General features: G+C 60.0%; 18 protein-coding genes. 15 read left to right on the plus strand and 3 right to left on the minus strand.

Annotation, left to right across the window (positions count from 1 at the left end; all coding sequences use genetic code 11):
• The first annotated feature begins 5 nt into the window (after positions 1-5).
• Together cyoE and ABLV64_RS01075 are read left to right on the plus strand one after the other, a co-directional pair.
• A complete protein-coding gene (gene cyoE, locus ABLV64_RS01070) occupies positions 6-893 on the plus strand; it encodes a heme o synthase (RefSeq protein ID WP_002891629.1) in 888 nt (295 codons plus the stop codon).
• Between the two features lie 248 nt (positions 894-1,141).
• The gene (locus tag ABLV64_RS01075; RefSeq protein WP_065803022.1) at positions 1,142-1,474 is read left to right on the plus strand and encodes a hypothetical protein; all 333 of its coding nucleotides are present in this window, start codon (positions 1,142-1,144) and stop codon (positions 1,472-1,474) included.
• 38 nt (positions 1,475-1,512) lie between these two features.
• On the opposite strand, the gene ABLV64_RS01080 is transcribed toward ABLV64_RS01075, so the two are convergent.
• Entirely contained in the window at positions 1,513-2,271 is a 759-nt protein-coding gene (locus tag ABLV64_RS01080; protein ID WP_004204808.1) for an IclR family transcriptional regulator C-terminal domain-containing protein, read from the minus strand.
• Positions 2,272-2,423: 152 nt separating this feature from the next.
• On the opposite strand from ABLV64_RS01080, the gene ABLV64_RS01085 reads away from it, so the two are divergent.
• From ABLV64_RS01085 to ABLV64_RS01120, 8 genes are all read left to right on the plus strand, one after another.
• Positions 2,424-3,245, plus strand: coding sequence for a shikimate dehydrogenase (locus ABLV64_RS01085; protein ID WP_004204809.1), 822 nt, complete (start codon positions 2,424-2,426; stop codon positions 3,243-3,245).
• Entirely contained in the window at positions 3,242-4,918 is a 1,677-nt protein-coding gene (locus tag ABLV64_RS01090) for an FAD-dependent oxidoreductase (protein WP_348843130.1), read from the plus strand. The genes ABLV64_RS01085 and ABLV64_RS01090 overlap by 4 nt, the downstream gene beginning before the upstream one ends.
• A 13-nt stretch (positions 4,919-4,931) precedes the next feature.
• Positions 4,932-5,252, plus strand: coding sequence for an NIPSNAP family protein (locus ABLV64_RS01095; protein ID WP_004204812.1), 321 nt, complete (start codon positions 4,932-4,934; stop codon positions 5,250-5,252).
• A gap of 10 nt (positions 5,253-5,262) precedes the next feature.
• Entirely contained in the window at positions 5,263-6,954 is a 1,692-nt protein-coding gene (locus ABLV64_RS01100) for an FAD-dependent oxidoreductase (RefSeq protein ID WP_032455633.1), read from the plus strand.
• A 58-nt stretch (positions 6,955-7,012) separates the two neighbouring features.
• Positions 7,013-7,831 (plus strand): TIM barrel protein, encoded by an 819-nt coding sequence (locus ABLV64_RS01105; protein WP_004204814.1) that lies wholly within the window; start codon positions 7,013-7,015, stop codon positions 7,829-7,831.
• A 10-nt stretch (positions 7,832-7,841) separates the two neighbouring features.
• On the plus strand, positions 7,842-9,203 hold the full coding sequence (locus ABLV64_RS01110; protein ID WP_205608703.1) for an aromatic acid/H+ symport family MFS transporter: 1,362 nt from the start codon (positions 7,842-7,844) through the stop codon (positions 9,201-9,203).
• A gap of 331 nt (positions 9,204-9,534) precedes the next feature.
• Positions 9,535-10,713, plus strand: a complete 1,179-nt coding sequence (locus tag ABLV64_RS01115; protein ID WP_004204816.1) for a Gfo/Idh/MocA family oxidoreductase — start codon at positions 9,535-9,537, stop codon at positions 10,711-10,713.
• Positions 10,714-10,872: 159 nt separating this feature from the next.
• Positions 10,873-12,237 carry an MFS transporter gene (locus tag ABLV64_RS01120; protein WP_004204817.1) on the plus strand — a complete coding sequence of 455 codons (1,365 nt, stop codon included), beginning with the start codon at positions 10,873-10,875 and terminating at the stop codon, positions 12,235-12,237.
• Between the two features lie 42 nt (positions 12,238-12,279).
• On the opposite strand, the gene ABLV64_RS01125 is transcribed toward ABLV64_RS01120, so the two are convergent.
• Positions 12,280-12,771, minus strand: a complete 492-nt coding sequence (locus ABLV64_RS01125; RefSeq protein ID WP_002891465.1) for a YajQ family cyclic di-GMP-binding protein — start codon at positions 12,769-12,771, stop codon at positions 12,280-12,282.
• A gap of 218 nt (positions 12,772-12,989) precedes the next feature.
• On the opposite strand from ABLV64_RS01125, the gene panE reads away from it, so the two are divergent.
• The 3 genes from panE to ABLV64_RS01140 are packed head-to-tail and all read left to right on the plus strand — an operon-like array spanning position 12,990 to position 14,985.
• Entirely contained in the window at positions 12,990-13,901 is a 912-nt protein-coding gene (panE, locus tag ABLV64_RS01130; protein WP_017898925.1) for a 2-dehydropantoate 2-reductase, read from the plus strand.
• On the plus strand, positions 13,864-14,457 hold the full coding sequence (gene yajL, locus ABLV64_RS01135) for a protein deglycase YajL (RefSeq protein WP_004204820.1): 594 nt from the start codon (positions 13,864-13,866) through the stop codon (positions 14,455-14,457). The genes panE and yajL overlap by 38 nt, the downstream gene beginning before the upstream one ends.
• A gap of 51 nt (positions 14,458-14,508) precedes the next feature.
• The gene (locus ABLV64_RS01140; protein WP_348843131.1) at positions 14,509-14,985 is read left to right on the plus strand and encodes an SRPBCC family protein; all 477 of its coding nucleotides are present in this window, start codon (positions 14,509-14,511) and stop codon (positions 14,983-14,985) included.
• A gap of 66 nt (positions 14,986-15,051) precedes the next feature.
• Here ABLV64_RS01140 and thiI read toward each other — a convergent pair whose 3' ends face one another.
• The gene (thiI, locus tag ABLV64_RS01145; protein ID WP_004204823.1) at positions 15,052-16,500 is read right to left on the minus strand and encodes a tRNA uracil 4-sulfurtransferase ThiI; all 1,449 of its coding nucleotides are present in this window, start codon (positions 16,498-16,500) and stop codon (positions 15,052-15,054) included.
• A gap of 181 nt (positions 16,501-16,681) precedes the next feature.
• Between thiI and xseB the strand changes: the two genes are divergently transcribed.
• Together xseB and ispA are read left to right on the plus strand one after the other, a co-directional pair.
• Complete coding sequence (gene xseB, locus ABLV64_RS01150; RefSeq protein ID WP_004204824.1) at positions 16,682-16,924, plus strand: exodeoxyribonuclease VII small subunit; 243 nt, start codon at positions 16,682-16,684, stop codon at positions 16,922-16,924.
• Positions 16,925-17,824, plus strand: coding sequence for a (2E,6E)-farnesyl diphosphate synthase (gene ispA, locus ABLV64_RS01155; protein WP_048323157.1), 900 nt, complete (start codon positions 16,925-16,927; stop codon positions 17,822-17,824).
• The last annotated feature ends 17 nt before the right edge of the window (positions 17,825-17,841 follow it).

A 17,841-nucleotide genomic window follows, 5' to 3' on the forward strand; every position in this document is an offset into this window, starting at 1 on the left:
CGAGTATGTTTAAGCAATACCTGCAAGTTACGAAACCAGGCATTATTTTTGGCAACCTGATCTCCGTGATCGGCGGTTTCCTGCTGGCCTCCAAAGGCCACATCGACTATCCGCTGTTCGTCTGGACGCTCCTTGGAGTATCCCTGGTGGTCGCCTCGGGTTGTGTATTCAACAACTACATCGACCGGGACATCGATCGTAAGATGGAACGGACGAAAAACCGGGTGCTGGTCAAAGGGCTGATCTCGCCAGAAGCTTCGCTGGTGTACGCCACCTTGCTGGGTATTGCTGGCTTTATGCTGCTGTGGTTCGGCGCAAATCCGCTGGCCTGCTGGCTGGGGGTGATGGGGTTCGTGGTTTATGTCGGCGTCTACAGCCTGTACATGAAACGCCACTCCGTCTATGGCACGCTGATTGGCTCACTCTCCGGCGCAGCGCCGCCGGTGATTGGCTACTGCGCAGTGACCGGTGATTTCGACAGCGGTGCGGCTATCCTGCTGGCTATTTTTAGCCTGTGGCAGATGCCTCACTCCTACGCCATCGCGATTTTCCGCTTCAAGGATTATCAGGCGGCGAATATTCCGGTGCTGCCGGTAGTGAAAGGTATATCGGTCGCCAAAAACCATATTACGCTGTACATCGTCGCCTTTGCCGTTGCGACCCTGATGCTCTCGCTGGGCGGCTATGCCGGGTACAAATACCTGGTCGTAGCGGCAGCGGTCAGCGTCTGGTGGCTGGGCATGGCGCTGCGCGGCTACAAAGTGGCAGATGATAAAGTCTGGGCGCGTAAGCTCTTCGTCTTTTCCATCGTCGCCATCACTGCGCTGTCCGTGATGATGTCCGTTGACTTTATGGTGCCGGATTCACATAGTCTGCTGGCTTATGTGAGATAATCACCCGCTCCAGTATGATATAAAGCCCCGTTTTTACGGGGCTTTTTCTTTTCTCTTTCATGTCTTTTTCCTTTCTCAATTCATACTTCCCTCCCCTCCCCCACACCGTTTTCGTAGCTACCCGCTAATAAATGAGGAAAAAATGAGCTTATACCAGCCCGACGTCGCTCGCCCCGTTCAGCTCTACGGTGCTACCTTTCGCCTCGGGCTTACGCCCGTTTTGGAAATATTCAATACAAGGAATTGCAATGAAAGAGTTAACACTGAACGAAATGGTCTACATCTCCGGCGGCTTTAACCTGTTCGGCGCGGCCAGCGGCTTCGCCAGCTTCGTCGCCAACTCGGGCATCGGTTTCACCTCCTTTGTCCTCACCTCTGGCAACGCATTCGCCTCGTTCGTCTGCGACAGCACAATGGCGTTTGGTTCCTTCCTGACCGGTCAGTCAAATTGGGAAACCTTTGTGACCGCCGGTAAGGATAACTGGGGAAGCTTCGTCAATACCGCCGGCAACAGCTGGAACACCTTTGTCGATAACGCCGCCAGCGACTGGAGCAGTTTCCTGAACAAAGCATCAGCCTAAGCGACATCTTGCCGAGGGCAGCGCATCGGCTGCCCTGTTTACCCCACCAGCATCGCTTGCGCGCTGTAGAGCAGATCGAGATGATCACGGCATAACGCTTCCAGCGAGGTCCGCGATTGATGGCTGGTCAGACTTAGCGCTCCCCACCAGGTTCCTTCCCTGTCGGTTAACGGTACCGCCAGCACCAGCATGCCAATCTCAAACTCCTGTTCAATAGTGGCGTATCCCTGACGCCGCACCTGAGCGATTTTCTCCATCAGCGGCGCGACGTCGGTCACCGTATAGGGCGTGCGTTGTTCCCGGGTAATGCGCTGCAGAACCGCTTCACACTCTGCTTCCGGCAGCGAAGCCAGCCATAATCGCCCCCCGGCGGTACAGAAGATGGGCACCCGCTCCCCTAGCCGAACCGACGTGGAGTTAAACGGCGTATGCCGGCTGCGGGCGATATAGACCAGCTCATCTTCATCCACCACCCCCACCGAGGCGTGCTCTTCGGTCCGGCTGGCGATGTATTCGACAATCGGTCGCACCATGCGTGGAAACTGCGCCGAATCAACATAGGCCTGGCCAAGCCGCAGTGTCTTCGGGGTAAGCCAGTAATAGCGCCCATCGGTTTGCAAATAACGATCATGCAGCAGCGTCAACAAAAAACGTCGTGCCGCGCTTTGCGTCAGACCGCTCATTTTCGCCGCCTGGGCAACAGTGAGCTTTGGGCAGTTTTTGGAAAAAAGCTGGATCAACGCCAACCCTTTTTGTAAACCGACGATCAGATCGCGTGGATGAATGGTGTTTTGCATATTCGCTCACATTTTTGCAACATCATTATCGATTTCCTGCGATTATCGCAGCGATGGTGCGATTAACAACCAACATGTCCGAATTCTGCGTTGTCGCTCCCAGCTTCCGCTGAAATACTTTCACAACATTCATTTAACAAATGAGGTTTGAAATGGTCAGTGGAACTACCCAGGTTGTCGCCGTGATTGGTCATCCGATCGCCCAGGTGAAATCACCGGATAACTTCAACCGCTACTTTGCCGAACAGCACATGGACAGCGTCATGATCCCGGTGGATATCGTCCCGGACGCGGTGGCCGCCTACCTCAACGCCCTGCGCGGCTGGCAGAACATGAGCGGCGTGCTGGTGACGGTACCGCATAAACAACGCGCCGCCGCGCTGGTCGACGAGCTTACGCCGCGCGCTCGCCGACTCAACGCCATCAATGTGATCCGCAAGCTGGCGGATGGCCGGTTACAGGGCGATATGCTGGACGGCGTCGGATTTCAGCTTGCCGCCGAGGCACAGGGTTTTCAGCCGGCAGGTAAGCAGGCGCTGCTCTCCGGTTGCGGCGGCGTCGGCAGCGCCATCGCCTGGGGATTGTGCGAGGCGGGGATCCGCCAACTGGCGCTGCACGATCAAAACCCGGCCACCCGGCAACGCCTGCACGATCTTCTGACTGAGGCCTTTCCGGCGGTGCAACTGAGCACGCTGCCGGACAGCCTGCACGGTGTCGATCTGCTGATCAATGGCTCGCCGGCCGGCATGGCCGGGTTTGATGCACTGCCCCTACCCCAGGCGCTGCTGGAGACGCTCGACAGCGCCACCCACGTGGCCGACGTTGTCACCGCTCCGGTGATGACGCCGTTGCTCACCTTCGCCGCCGCCCGCGGCTGCCGGGTACAGACTGGGCCGGAAATGGCGCTGGCGCAGATGACGCTGATGGGCCAGTTTATCGGCGCCATCCCGTCGGCGCAGGGAGCGGCGGCATGAAAAGCTGGGATGTGATCGTCATCGGCAGTGGCGCCGCTGGCTTTGCCGCCGCGGTCACCGCCAGCTGCAAAGGGCTGTCGGTGCTGATGCTGGAGAAAGCCGGTCAGTTCGGCGGCACCTCGGCTATCTCCGGCGGCGCCGTGTGGCTGCACGATACCGACCAGGCGCGCGCCGAGGGCAAAAGCGGTAGCGCCGAAGCGATCAAAACCTATCTACGAACCATGATCGGCGAGGCCCACTACCGCGAAGATATCGCCGAGGCGTTTGTCCGCGCCGGGCGAGAGGCCCTCGCCTTTCTGGAGCGCGAGGGGGCGGTGAAATATAGCCTGCGCCCGCTCTCACCCGATTACTATCCGGATGAGCCCGGCGCCGTCGACGTCGGTCGGGCGCTGGAGGTGGTCGAGTATGACGGCCGTGAACTGGGGGACGCGTTTCGCGACCTGCGCTCGCCTCCGCCGGGGATGCTGCTGTTTGGCGGGATGATGGTCAACCGCGTCGACATTCAACATTTTCTCGATATGCGTCGCTCGCTGCGCTCCCTGGCCCATTGCACCCGGCTGCTGCTGCGCTACGCCCGCGACCGGGTGAAATATCCTCGCGGCACCCGCCTGGCGATGGGCAATGCGCTGATTGCCCGCATGGCGACCACGGCGCTGCGTAAAGGCATGAGCCTTCGGCTGAATGTCAATGTGCTGGCGCTGTGCGAATCGCAAGGCGCGGTCACCGGGGTAGAGATTGACTATCAGGGGCAAAAAGAGACGCTACACGCCCGCCGTGGGGTGGTGCTAGCCGCAGGCGGCTTTGCCGCTGGCGCGCTGGCGGCGCGCTATCGGCCTCACACCCGAGAGCACTTCACCATGTCGCCGCCAGCCAATGATGGCGCCGCGCTGCGTCTCGCGGCGGCACTCAACGCTCGCGAGGGAGCCGATCGCGCGTCCAACTTTTTCTGGGCGCCGGTATCGGTGCTGACCCGGGCCGACGGCAGCGAGGAGCGCTTCCCCCACCTGGTGACCGACCGGGCCAAGCCGGGGGTGATTGCCGTCAATCAGCGGGCGGTACGCTTCGTTAACGAGTCCAGCTCCTATCACCATTTTGCCAGCGCGATGCAGCGTGCAGCGGAGAATGCCCCCTGCTTTTTACTGTGCGACGCGCAGGCGATGAAGCGTTACGGCCTCGGGCTGGCGCGCCCGGCGCCGGTGAACAATGACGCCCTGATCGCCGCTGGCTATCTGCATAAAGCCGATACCCTGGCCGCGCTGGCGCAGCAGCTTGGGCTGGATGCCCACGCCCTGAGCGAGACGGTCGCCCGCTACAATCGTGACGCCGCGCAGGGTGTGGACCGTGAGTTTGCCAAAGGCGGCAACAGCTATAACCGGGCGATGGGCGATCCGGGCCGTCATCCTGACGCCTGCAACGCTCCCCTGCTCAGCGCGCCGTTCTATGCCATCAAACTCTATACCGGCGATCTGGGGACTTCTCGAGGTCTGGTCACCACCGCCGATGCCCAGGTCGTCAACGCTGAAGGCAACCCCATTGCGGGGCTGTACGCGGTGGGAAACGACATGGATTCGCTGATGGCCGGCACCTACCCGGGTCCCGGCATCACCCTTGGCCCGGGGCTGACGTTTGGCTACCTCGCCGCCTGCCATCTGGCGCAACCCGCCACCCACTAATCAGGAAAACATCATGATCTACGAAAAACGCACCTACACCATCAATCCGCTGAAAATGGCCGACTGGCTGGCGCTGTACCAAAGCGATGCCCTGGCGGTGCAAACTGACCATCTTGGCAAACTGATCGGCTTCTTTTTTACCGAGATCGGCGTGGTCAATCAGGTAGTGCACATCTGGGCTTACGAAAGCCTGGACGATCGTCTGGTACGCCGCGCACGGATGGCCCAGGACGAGCGCTGGCAGACCTTCTCGCGGAAAAACCGCGAACTGGCCGCCGTGGAGCGCCTCGAATCGGTGCTGATGCGCCCCACCGCTTTTTCACCATTGCAATAAGGAGTCCATCATGAGCGGGCCTGTGAAGGTGGATGTGCTGGTGGTCGGATCCGGCGCGGCGGGACTCTCTGCCGCGGTCACCGCGGCAGTGCACGGCGCCAGCGTCATGGTGGCGGAGAAAGCGTCAGTGCTCGGCGGGACCAGCGCCTGGTCCGGCGGCTGGCTGTGGATCCCCTGCAACCCGCTGGCGCGAGCGGAGGGCATCGACGAAGCGGCCGATGCCCCGCTGACCTATCTGCAGCATGAGATGGGGGGAGAAGCCGCCGACGTTCGCTTGCAGACCTTCCTGCATTACGGGCCGGAAATGGTGGATTTTTTTCATCAACGGACGGCGGTGAAGTTTCTGTCGGGCAGCACCATGCCGGACTTTCACGCGTCGCCGGGCGCGGCGAACGGTGGGCGGTCGGTCACCGCTCAGCCCTACGATGGCCGCCTGCTCGGCGACTGGCTCCACCGACTGCGCCCGCCGCTGGAGACCATCAGTCTTGCCGGGATGGGCATCGCCGGCGGCGCGGACATGGCGCATTTTTTCAACGCTACCCGCTCGCCGCGCTCTGCGCTGTATGCCGCCCGCCGCCTGCTGCGCCACGGCTGGCAGCGGCTGCGCGCCGGACGAGGGCTGCATCTGGTCAATGGCAATGCGCTGGTCGCCCGTCTGCTGCGATCCGCCCTCGACGCCGGGGTGCGTTTTCAGCTCAACGCCCCGGCGGTCAGACTGCTGCAGGGTCCGCAGGGAGTGTCCGGTGCAGTGCTGCGCAGCGACGGCGGGGAGATACTCGTCGAAGCGGGCGCCGTGGTGCTGGCCTGCGGCGGTTTTCCCCACGATCGGCAGCGCCTGGCGCAGGTGGTGCCTCATGCCGCGGAGGGTTACGGCCATTTCTCCGCCGCGCCGCCTGACAATCAGGGCGAGGGGATCCGCCTTGGCGAATCCGCCGGCGGCCAGTTCGATACCCGCCTGCGCCACCCGCTGGCCTGGGCGCCGGTGTCCCGCGTCACCCTCGCCAGCGGCCAGCAGCTGATGTTTCCCCATCTGGTGGAACGCGCCAAGCCCGGGGTGATCGCCGTCCTGCCTAACGGCAAACGCTTTGTTAACGAGGCCGACTCCTATCACGACTTTATCGCCGCCCTGCTGGCGGCGACGCCCGCGGGCGACACGCCGCAGGCCTGGCTGCTGGCCGATCGGCGCGCGCTGCGCCGCTATGGCCTGGGCCACGCCAGGCCCTTTCCGTTCTCCCCTACCGCCTGGCTGCGTACCGGCTATCTGCGGCGAGGAAACACCCTTGCCGAGCTGGCGAAGCGGTGCGCCATCGATACCGATGCGCTGGCGGAAACCGTTGCACGCTTTAACCATTTTGCCAGCACCGGTGAAGACATCGATTTTCACCGCGGCGCATCGGCCTATAACCGCGCGCAGGGTGACCATCAGGTGACGCTCGGAGCGCTGCGCGAAGGGCCGTTCTACGCGGTGCGCATTCTGCCCGGCTCGCTGGGCACCTTTAGCGGGTTACAAACCGACGAACACGCTCGGGTGTTGGATGGGCAGCAGCAGCCGATACCGGGCCTGTTCGCCATCGGCAACGACATGTCGAGCGTGATGCGCGGCTATTACCCCAGCGGAGGGATCACCCTCGGGCCGGCTATGACCTTCGGCTACCTGGTGGGCAAAAATCTGGCGGCAAACACAATAAAAACAAAGCAATAAAAACCAGGGACGGCAATACCCCTGGCTAACTTCACCTGCAACTGTACCGGAGCCATTTATGAACATGCGTACCCTATCGCTCGCCGCGCTGAGCCTGCTCGATGTCCCTCCCCCCGAACAGGTGCGGATAGCGGCCAGAACCGGTTTTACCCACGTGGGACTGCGGCTGCTGCCCGCCACACCTGCCGACCCGGACTACGACATGCTGGGCGATACCCCCGCCGTCCGCGCGACCCTGGCCGCGCTGATGGAAACCGGCATCCGCGTCTCGGACGTGGAGATCGTCCGCCTCAGCCCGGGGTTTACCCTCGACGATCGGCTGCAGCGCTTTATGGAGACCGCCGCGCGGCTTGGCGCCGGACAGGTGTTAGTCGCCGGGAATGACGACAACCTGCAGCGCAGCGCCGACAACCTGGCCACTCTCGCCGCGGCCGGTCGCTCATTTGGCCTGACCATGAACCTTGAGCCGATGCCCTGGACCCAGCTGCGCACGATCGCCGATGCGCAGGCGCTGATCGCCGCCAGCGGGCGAGAAGATATCGGCATCCTGGTGGACGCCCTTCATTTCTGGCGCGCGGGGGAATCGCTCGCCGCCCTCTCCAGCCTGCCCGCGCATCATCTGAACTATATGCAACTCTGCGATGGCGCGGCGCAGCGGCCGGAAAGCGAGCAGGAGCTCATCCGCCAGGCCCGCTCAGCGCGCAACGTGCCGGGGGAAGGCGGTCTGGATCTGCACGGTCTGATGGCGGCACTGCCGGCAACGCTACCGGTCTCCCTCGAAGTGCCGCTGGACGGTGAGCAGGGCGCCCTGCCGCCCCTCCAGCGGGCGCAATTACTGTTCAATGCCGCGCAGCCCTACCTGCGCTCCTGCGCATAAGGAATACGCTATGACACAGACTCAACGCCTGGATGTCAGAGAGTTAATTAACCGTAATCCTCTGAGCCGCTTTCAAAAGCAGATTATTTTTCTCGGCTTTTGCGTTATCGCTCTTGATGGGTTTGATATCGCGATCATGGGCTTTATCGCCCCGACGCTGAAGCTGGAGTGGGGGGTAAGCAACCACCAGTTGGGCCTGGTGATTAGCGCCGCGCTGATCGGCCTCGCGCTGGGCGCTATTTTCTCTGGCCCGCTCGCCGACTGGCTGGGACGCAAGAAGATCATCATCAACAGCGTCTTCTTCTTCGGCTTCTGGACCATCGCCACCGCCTTCTCGCACAACATTGAGCAGATGATGTTCTTCCGCTTTATGACCGGCCTCGGACTGGGCGCCGCGATGCCGAACATCGGGACGCTGGTGTCGGAATACGCTCCGGAACGCCAGCGCTCATTTATTATTACCGTCATCTTCTGCGGCTTCACCTTCGGCGCGGCGGCCGGAGGATTTACCGCGTCATGGCTGATCCCGCAGTTTGGCTGGCACTCGCTGATGGCGCTCGGTGGCATTCTGCCGCTGCTGTTTGCCCCCCTGCTTATCTGGCGGCTGCCGGAATCGGTTCGTTTTCTGGTGATAAAACAAGCGCCTGCGGCACGCATTCGCGCCATCCTCAATCGTCTTTATCCCGGACAAATCAGCGACAACGCGACGTTTATCCTGCCGGCGCAGCCGGCGGCCGGGAATGCGATGCGCATTGTGCTCTCCCGCCAGTATGGCTTTGGCTCGCTGATGCTATGGCTGGTCTACTTTATGGGGCTGTTCCTCGTCTATATTCTCGGCAGCTGGCTGCCAACGCTGGTTAAGGAGGTCGGGCTTACCGTCAGCCAGGCGGCCGTCATGACGGCCATCTACCAGGCGGGAGGTACCCTCGGCTCGCTGTTTGCCGGCTGGCTGATGGACCGCATCAATCCCCATCGCGCGCTGGGGATGATCTACGCCGTCGGCGGCCTGTTTACCATGGCGATGGGCTACGCGGCGGGCAGCTTTGCCCTGCTCTGTTTGCTGGCGTTTATTAGCGGCGCCTGCCTGAACGGCGCCAATACCGGCATGAACGCCCTCTCCGCCCGTTACTACCCCACGCAGGCGCGGGCGACGGGATCCAGCTGGATGCACGGCGTCGGGCGGATCGGCGCGATCCTCAGCGCCTTTGCTGGCGCTGAGATGATGGCGCTCAACCTGCCCTTCGAAAGCGTCTTTTTGATCCTCGGCATCCCGGCAGCCCTCACCGTCGCAGGCCTGGCGGCGAAGGGTATCTTTGCGGCCGGTAATCCTCCCGCCGCTTCGCCAGCCCCCGCATCTGTGCGCGGAGCGTAATGTCGTCGTCTTCCTCCGGTGCAATCTGCGGATTGCACCGCACGTTGAGGTTAAAAAGAAAATTTATTTCATCTTGCTCTGTAACGAAAAGCATTCCGCCACATTCCGGCCTGTACCCGTCGCCGTTGATTCCCCTCTCCTTTTCAACCCAGCGGAAAATAAACTTCTGCTTATTCGATCCCCTTCGCATATATGAAAAATAAATTCCACAATACAATTGAAACAGAACAAACATTTCCTTAAGTTTAGGTCAGTCTATCCGGATGCGCGTTGCCGCAGGCGTCGGCATTGAGCGCCTCAGAGTGCGAATGATTTCAAAAAGGAGAGCACCATGTTAAACGGTCTGAAACCCTTATCCCGTTCCCTGCGTTGGGGCATGGTCGGCGGCGGGGGAACCAGCCAGATCGGCTACAGCCACCGCTGTGCGGCGCTGCGTGACAATGTTTACACCCTACTGGCCGGCGCGCTTGACGTCGATGCCGAGCGCGGGCGCGCGTTCGGTGAGCAGCTTGGCATCGCGCCGGAGCGCTGCTACGCCGACTACCAGACCCTGTTTCGTGAAGAGGCGCAGCGTCCTGACGGGATTGAGGTCGTCTCGGTCACCACCCCGAATAATACCCATTTCGCCATCACCAAAGCGGCGCTGGAAGCGGGCCTCCATGTCATCTGTGAAAAGCCCCTCTGCTTTACCGCCGAAGAGGCGCGCGAACTGGTGGACCTGAGTAAAAAACAGAACAAAATCGTCGGCGTCACCTACGGCTATGCCGGCTATCAGATGATCCAGCAGGCGCGGCAGATGATTGCCGATGGGCTGCTCGGCGAGATCCGCATCGTCAATATGCAGTTCGCCCACGGCTTTCATAACCAGGCCGTCGAGCTGCAGGCAGAATCCACCCGCTGGCGCGTGACGCCGAAGTTCGCCGGGCCCAGCTATGTGCTGGGAGATTTGGCCACCCATCCGCTGTTTGTCGCCGAAACCATGGCGCCACAGCTCAATATCAAACGGCTGATGTGCTCCCGCCAGAGCTTTGTTCCCTCTCGCGCGCCGCTGGAAGATAACGCCTTTGTCCTGATGGAATATGACAACGGCGCGGTTGGCTCGATGTGGACCAGCGCGGTGAACAGCGGCGCCATGCACTCGCAAAAAGTACGCATCGTCGGCGAAAAAGCGAGTATCGAATGGTGGGATGAGCATCCTAACCAGCTCAGCTATGAGGTGCAGGGCGAGCCGGCGCGCATTCTGGAACGCGGGATGCCCTACCTGAGCGCAAACGCGCTGGCGGACGATCGCATCGGCGGCGGTCATCCGGAAGGGCTGTTTGAAGCCTGGGCCAACCTCTATCGCCGCTATGCGCAGGCGATTGACGCTACGGACCGTGACGATCGCGCCTTCCTGCAAGACTTCTGGTATCCGGACGTCGAAGCCGGTCTGCACGGCGTCTATTGGGTCGAGCAATGCGTCAAATCGGCTGATGCCGGCAGCCAGTGGGTTGACTTTACTTTACCTTAATTTTCCCCCTCGCCAGTGGAGTCCTCCTCCACTGGTTTATTGATTTTTACCAACTTGTCGCATCGCGCAACAGCCCCGTAATATCTGTTAAACAAACATTTATTTACGCTTCTTACCCCCCGCCGCTACACTAGGCGCAGTTTTTATATTGAGGTGGTAATGAACGATAACAAAATGACGCCAGGGGAACTGCGCGCGACCTGGGGTTTGGGGACGGTATTCTCCCTGCGCATGCTTGGCATGTTTATGGTCCTGCCGGTTCTGACCACGTATGGCATGGCATTGCAGGGCGCCAGTGAAGCGCTGATTGGCCTGGCGATCGGCATCTACGGTCTGGCGCAGGCGGTGTTCCAGATCCCCTTCGGACTGTTATCTGACCGTATTGGCCGTAAGCCGTTGATCGTCGGCGGCCTGCTTATTTTCGTGCTCGGCAGCGTCATCGCCGCGCTCACCGACTCCATCTGGGGCATCATTCTTGGCCGTGCCCTTCAGGGCTCCGGCGCCATCGCCGCCGCGGTCATGGCCCTGCTCTCCGATCTCACCCGCGAACAGAACCGCACTAAAGCGATGGCGTTTATTGGCGTCAGCTTCGGCGTCACTTTCGCTATCGCCATGGTGCTGGGGCCGATTATTACCCATCAGCTGGGTCTGCACGCCCTGTTCTGGATGATCGCCATCCTGGCGACCGTCGGCATTCTGCTCACCCTGTGGGTGGTTCCCAACAGCCAGAACCACGTGCTTAACCGCGAATCCGGGATGGTGAAGGGCTGCTTTAGCAAGGTGCTGGCGGAGCCGCGCCTGTTGAAGCTCAACTTTGGCATCATGTGCCTGCACATCATGCTGATGTCCACTTTTGTCGCGCTGCCCGGACAGCTGGAGGCCGCCGGCTTCCCGGCCGCCGAGCACTGGAAGATTTACCTGGTCACCATGGTTATCTCCTTCATCTCGGTGGTGCCGTTTATCATCTACGCCGAAGTGAAGCGTAAGATGAAGCGCGTCTTTTTGCTCTGCGTCGCCATCCTGCTGATTGCGGAGATTGTCCTCTGGGGCGCAGGAGGCTACTTCTGGGAACTGGTGGCGGGCGTTCAGCTCTTCTTCCTGGCGTTTAACCTGCTGGAAGCGCTGCTGCCGTCGTTGATTAGCAAAGAGTCGCCGGCGGGCTACAAAGGCACCGCGATGGGCGTCTACTCCACCAGCCAGTTCCTCGGGGTGGCGATTGGCGGCGCCCTTGGCGGTTGGGTCGATGGTTTCTTTGATTCGCAGACCGTGTTTCTGCTGGGCGCCCTGCTGGCGATGCTGTGGCTGCTGGTGGCCAGCACCATGAGCGAGCCGCCCTACGTCAGCAGCCTGCGGGTAGAGGTACCGGACGGCGTGGTGGTCGACAGCGCGCTGCAGGCGCGTCTGCTGAATGCCAGCGGGGTTCATCAGGCGCTGGTGGTGCCCGAGGAGCGTTCGGTGTATATCAAAATCGACAGCAAAGTCACCAACCGCTTCGAGATAGAGCAGCTCATCAAAGGGGTATAAAAAAGCGGGGAATTCCCCGCTTTTTGCTGTCTGTCGGCCGCCTTAGTCGCGGAAGTTTTTGAACTGGAACGGTTGTCCCAGATCGCCACCGCGCACCAGCGCCATCACCGACTGCAGGTCGTCGCGGGACTTACCGGTCACGCGGATCTCTTCGCCCTGAATCTGGGCCTGCACTTTCAGCTTGCTGTCTTTGATCAGTTTAACGATCTTCTTCTGCACCGCGCTTTCAATGCCCTGCTTCAGCTTCGCTTCAACAAACCAGGTTTTACCGCTGTGTACGATATCTTCCGGCACGTCGAGGGAGGTGCCTTCAATGCCGCGCTTGAGCAGCTTGGCGCGCAGGATATCCAGCAGCTGGTTCACCTGGAAGTCAGACTCGCTCAGCACTTTAATGGTCTTGTTGGCGTCGTTTAATTCAAACGTGGCTTCAACGCCACGAAAATCAAAACGCGACTCGACTTCGCGGCTCGCGTTGTCTACCGCGTTACGGGCTTCCTGAAGATCAACTTCAGAGACAATATCGAAAGATGGCATCTTTTCCTCTCCTTCCGTTTCTTTTGCGTTGCATAATACCTGCAACGCGGCATAACTCAACTTGTTATCCCGGAAGCTTAGCTGATTACGCAACGCTCGCGCTATTTTCCCCATGCTGCCCGACGACGCCGAAACCCCCTTTCCGTGCGACGATGCGAAAAGCGACGAGATAGACTTTAGTCATCAGCGCCTGGGGTAGCGGCAGATGAGGAGGAACAATGAAAGTAACCGTACTGGGATGCGGTGCACTGGGACAACTATGGCTGACCGCGTTGTGCAAACAGGGACATGAAGTCCAGGGCTGGCTGCGCGTGCCGCAGCCATTCTGTAGCGTCAACGTCATTGAAACCGACGGCTCGGTGTTCAACGAGTCGCTGACGGCCAACGATCCCGATTTTCTTGCCAGCAGCGAGCTGCTGATTGTCACTTTAAAAGCCTGGCAGGTTTCAAACGCGGTGAAGCACCTGGCCGCGATCCTGCCGGACACCACGCCGATTGTGCTGGTGCATAACGGCATGGGAACCGTCGAGGAGCTGCGCAGCGTGAAACAGCCGTTGCTGCTGGCCTCCACCACCCAGGCGGCTCGCCGGGACGGGAATGTCATCATCCACGTCGCCCAGGGCACCACGCATATCGGGCCGGCGAAAAGCTACGAACAGGACTACAGCTACCTCGCTGAAGTGCTGCAGAACGTGCTGCCGGATGTCGCCTGGCACAACAATATTTTCTCGGCCACCTGGCGCAAACTCGCGGTTAACTGCGTGATTAACCCCCTGACCGCGATAAAAGGGTGTAAAAATGGCGATCTGCGCGACTATCCGCAGGAAGTTGCGGCCATTTGTCGCGAGGTGGCGGCAGTGATGGAGCGCGAAGGTATTCATACCTCGGCGGAAAACCTGCTATTTTATGTCGAACAGGTGATTGAAAGTACGGCAGAAAATATCTCATCCATGCTGCAGGACGTTCGCGCCCAGCGGCACACGGAGATCGACTATATCACCGGTTTTCTGCTCAACCGCGCCCGCGCCCACGGCGTTGCCGTACCGGAAAACGCCCGCTTATTTGAACTGGTCAAGCGTAAGGAGAATGAATATGAGCGCGTCGGCACTGATTTGCCTCGCCCCTGGTAGCGAAGAGACCGAAGCGGTCACCACTATCGACCTGCTGGTCCGCGGCGGGGTGAAGGTGACCACCGCCAGCGTCGCCAGCGACGGCGGCCTGACCATCGTCTGCTCGCGCGGCGTCAAGCTGCTGGCGGATGCTCCTCTGGTCGAGGTGGCCGATGGCGATTTCGATATTATCGTCCTCCCGGGCGGCCTCAAGGGAGCGGAGTGCTTTCGCGACAGCCCGCTGTTGGTGGAAACCGTCCGCCAGTTTCATCTCTCTGGGCGCATTGTGGCCGCTATCTGCGCCGCTCCGGCGACCGTGCTGGTACCTCATCATCTGTTCCCGATCGGCAACATGACCGGTTTTCCAGCGCTGAAGGCGCAGATCCCCGCCGATCAGTGGCAGGATAAGCGGGTGGTCTGGGATCCGCGGGTGAATCTGTTAACCAGCCAGGGTCCAGGGACATCGATTGATTTCGCCCTGAAAATGATCGATCTGCTGGTGGGGCGCGAGAAAGCGTATGAGGTCGCCTCACAGTTGGTGATGGCCGCCGGCATCTATAATTACTACGAAGCCTGATAGCCGGTCCGCGCCGCGGACTGGCTCCCCCTTTTCCTGAGGAGTCGTAGCATGTCCCGTAGCGCAACCGATTCTCGCGATCTTGTTATCAGCCGCCTGCTCAGCGCGCCCGCCGCAGCCCTGTGGCGCGCGTGGGCCGACCCGGCATTACACCGAACCTGGTGGTGCCCGAAGCCCTGGCAAACCGAGGTTCTGACCTTTGATTTTCGCGCCGGCGGGGCCTTTCACACCGTGATGCACGGCCCTGACGGTGAACGCAGCGATAACCCCGGCTGTTTTCTTGAGGTTATCCCGCAACAAAAAATCGTCATGACCTCGATGCTGACGGCGGATTATCGCCCCGCCGTTTCCCCCTTCGCGATGACGGCCATCATCACCTTTGCCGATGAACAGGGCGGGTGTCGCTATACGGCCACAGTGCTGCATGCCGATGATGAAACCCGCGAGCAGCATGAGCAGATGGGATTTTTCGAGGGCTGGAATATTGTCATCGATCAACTCAATGACCTGGCGCTGACCCTGCGCTAATACACTCCCCTGCCAATAGTAAAAAGGCCTTCCATCAGGGAAGGCCTTTTGCATCATAACAACCTGTTACGGGCGATAAACTTTCACGTTGCTGAAGCCCTGCTCGCGCAAATAAAGCGCCTGCAGACGGCTCATCACTCCGCGTTCGCACCACAGCAGCCAGGTTTTACTCTGATCGAGATCGCCAAACTTGGTGCTCAGCTTGTAGAACGGCAGAGAAACAACTTCAACCCCCTCGACCTTAAGCGGCTTGTCTTCCTGCTCGTCGATGGAGCGAATGTCGAGGATCGCGTCGTTGGCGCCAAAGCCGTTCACGGTTTCCACTTCCACCACCGTCTCTTCCGTCTGCTGGGCGATTTCGCGGATATCGATATTGCTCGCCTCTTCCACCACTTTATCGAGGATGCTGAAATCGAAGTGTTCTTCTTCCGCTTCAATCTTCGCCTTCACCGCCTTCACGGTCGGGCTCTTGGAGATCACGCCGCAGTACTCCGGCATCGTGCGGGCGAAATCTTCCGTACCGATCTCGCGGGCCAGGTCGATGATGTGCTCTTTATCGTGTGAAATCAGCGGACGCAGGATCAGGGTATCGGAGACGTTGTCGATCAGGCGCAGGTTGGTGAGAGTCTGACTGGAGACCTGACCCAGCGCTTCGCCGGTGACCAGCGCCTGCACGCCGTAGCGTTCCGCGACTTTTGACGCGGCGCGGACCATCATGCGCTTGAGCACCACGCCCATCTGGCCGTCATCCACTTTTTCAAGGATTTCGCCGACCACCGGCTCAAAGTTAATCGCCACAAAGCGAACGCGGTGAGAGCTGCCGAAGCGGTTCCAAAGGTAATGCGCGACCTGGCGGACGCCAATCTCATGGGCGGCGCCGCCAAGGTTAAAGAAGCAGTAGTGCACGCGGCAGCCGCGGCGCATCAGCATGTAGCTGGAGACGCCGGAGTCAAAGCCGCCGGAAATCAGCGACAGCACATCTTCCTGCGTGCCGATCGGGAAACCGCCGATACCTTCATAGCGGCCTTTCACCAGCAGCAGGCGATCGTTTTCAATCTCAAGATTGACGGTAACGTCCGGGTCGGTCAGCTTCACGCGCGCCGTTTCAATATGCTGATTCAGGCCGCCGCCGACGTAGCGCTCCACCTCAATTGAGGTGAATTCATGTTTGCCGCGACGCTTCACCCGCACGCAGAAGGTTTTGCCTTCCAGCGCCTCGCGCCACAGCGGCAGCGTCTGCTCAAAAATATCGTGCAGCGAGGTGAACGGTACGTCTTCGACTTCCAGAATATGGTGGATGCCGGGAATACGGGTCAGCGCATCGCGAATAGCCGGGCGCTGATTTTCATCTTTCGCGCGAACTTCGATATGATCCCAATGGCGAACGACGGCCAGCGTCTCGTCATAGTTTTTGAGAACGTTACGAATGTTCCCGGTTAAGATTTTAATGAAGCGCAACCGCACAGATTGGCTTTTGATGGTGATTTCCGGGAACAATTTAATGATAAACTTCATGGCGACAATAGTTCGTTGGCAAGCCCGACGGGGCTTTAAGCAAAAGTTGTAAAGCAGCGCACACCGGTGCCTGCATCCTGGGCGCGGAGTATATCACCATTGCGCGTTATTTGCTTACACGCGTGACTTCGTTACCATACCCGGTATTGCCGTCGCGAAATAACAAGAGTCTATATTCACTATGCCAAAGAAAAATGAGGCCCCGGCCAGCTTTGAAACTGCACTGGGCGAACTGGAGCAGATCGTAAACCGTCTGGAAAGCGGCGATTTGCCGTTAGAAGAAGCGCTCAGCGAATTTGAGCGCGGGGTCCAGCTGGCCCGCCAGGGGCAAAGCCAGCTGCAGCAGGCCGAACAGCGCGTGCAGATCCTGCTGGCGGATAGTGAAGATTCCCCGACCACGCCTTTTACGCCGGACGCTGAATAAATGGATTTCCCGCAACAATTGCAGGCCTGTGTGGAACAGGCTAACGAGGCGCTGCGCCGTTTTATCACGCCGCAGCCCTTTCAGAACACTCCGCTGGTGGAAGCGATGCATTATGGCGCACTCTTAGGCGGTAAACGCCTGCGTCCCTTCCTTGTCTACGCTACCGGCGAGATGTTCGGCGTGAGCCGCACCACGCTGGATGCCCCTGCCGCCGCGGTCGAATGCATTCATGCTTATTCTCTGATGCATGATGATTTGCCGGCGATGGATGATGACGATCTGCGTCGCGGACTGCCGACCTGCCATATTAAATTTGGCGAAGCCAACGCAATTCTTGCGGGAGATGCCCTGCAAACGCTGGCGTTCTCTATACTCAGTGATGCGCCGATGACGGACGTCCCTGACCGGGATCGTCTGGCGATGGTTTCCGAACTGGCGCAGGCCAGCGGCGTGGCGGGCATGTGCGGCGGCCAGGCGCTGGATCTACAGGCGGAAGGACAGCAGGTGAATCTGCAGGCGCTGGAACGTATCCACCGCCACAAAACGGGCGCGCTAATCCGCGCCGCCGTCCGCATGGGGGCGCTGAGCGCCGGCGAGCGCGGGCGTGCCGCCCTGCCCGCGCTGGATCGCTATGCGGAAAATATCGGCCTGGCCTTCCAGGTCCAGGATGACATTCTCGACGTGGTAGGGGATACTGCGACCCTTGGCAAACGTCAGGGTGCCGACCAGCAATTGGGTAAAAGCACCTATCCCGCCCTCCTGGGTCTTGAGCAAGCCCGGAAGAAAGCGCACGACCTGATCGCTGATGCCCGCCGTTCGTTAGATGAACTGGCCGCACAATCTCTGGATACTTCGGCACTGGAAGCGCTCGCGAATTACATTATTCAGCGCGATAAATAAACAATAAATGAGTCTCT

Origin of the sequence: Klebsiella sp. JB_Kp031 (assembly GCF_040064295.1) — a bacterium.
GTDB lineage: Bacteria > Pseudomonadota > Gammaproteobacteria > Enterobacterales > Enterobacteriaceae > Klebsiella > Klebsiella quasipneumoniae.

Coding starts and splice junctions, on each gene's coding strand:
- cyoE (WP_002891629.1), top strand. CDS start 6: ATGTTTAAGCAATACCTGCAAGTTACGAAACCAGGCATTATTTTTGGC.
- ABLV64_RS01075 (WP_065803022.1), top strand. CDS start 1,142: ATGAAAGAGTTAACACTGAACGAAATGGTCTACATCTCCGGCGGCTTT.
- ABLV64_RS01080 (WP_004204808.1), bottom strand. CDS start 2,271: ATGCAAAACACCATTCATCCACGCGATCTGATCGTCGGTTTACAAAAA.
- ABLV64_RS01085 (WP_004204809.1), top strand. CDS start 2,424: ATGGTCAGTGGAACTACCCAGGTTGTCGCCGTGATTGGTCATCCGATC.
- ABLV64_RS01090 (WP_348843130.1), top strand. CDS start 3,242: ATGAAAAGCTGGGATGTGATCGTCATCGGCAGTGGCGCCGCTGGCTTT.
- ABLV64_RS01095 (WP_004204812.1), top strand. CDS start 4,932: ATGATCTACGAAAAACGCACCTACACCATCAATCCGCTGAAAATGGCC.
- ABLV64_RS01100 (WP_032455633.1), top strand. CDS start 5,263: ATGAGCGGGCCTGTGAAGGTGGATGTGCTGGTGGTCGGATCCGGCGCG.
- ABLV64_RS01105 (WP_004204814.1), top strand. CDS start 7,013: ATGAACATGCGTACCCTATCGCTCGCCGCGCTGAGCCTGCTCGATGTC.
- ABLV64_RS01110 (WP_205608703.1), top strand. CDS start 7,842: ATGACACAGACTCAACGCCTGGATGTCAGAGAGTTAATTAACCGTAAT.
- ABLV64_RS01115 (WP_004204816.1), top strand. CDS start 9,535: ATGTTAAACGGTCTGAAACCCTTATCCCGTTCCCTGCGTTGGGGCATG.
- ABLV64_RS01120 (WP_004204817.1), top strand. CDS start 10,873: ATGAACGATAACAAAATGACGCCAGGGGAACTGCGCGCGACCTGGGGT.
- ABLV64_RS01125 (WP_002891465.1), bottom strand. CDS start 12,771: ATGCCATCTTTCGATATTGTCTCTGAAGTTGATCTTCAGGAAGCCCGT.
- panE (WP_017898925.1), top strand. CDS start 12,990: ATGAAAGTAACCGTACTGGGATGCGGTGCACTGGGACAACTATGGCTG.
- yajL (WP_004204820.1), top strand. CDS start 13,864: ATGAGCGCGTCGGCACTGATTTGCCTCGCCCCTGGTAGCGAAGAGACC.
- ABLV64_RS01140 (WP_348843131.1), top strand. CDS start 14,509: ATGTCCCGTAGCGCAACCGATTCTCGCGATCTTGTTATCAGCCGCCTG.
- thiI (WP_004204823.1), bottom strand. CDS start 16,500: ATGAAGTTTATCATTAAATTGTTCCCGGAAATCACCATCAAAAGCCAA.
- xseB (WP_004204824.1), top strand. CDS start 16,682: ATGCCAAAGAAAAATGAGGCCCCGGCCAGCTTTGAAACTGCACTGGGC.
- ispA (WP_048323157.1), top strand. CDS start 16,925: ATGGATTTCCCGCAACAATTGCAGGCCTGTGTGGAACAGGCTAACGAG.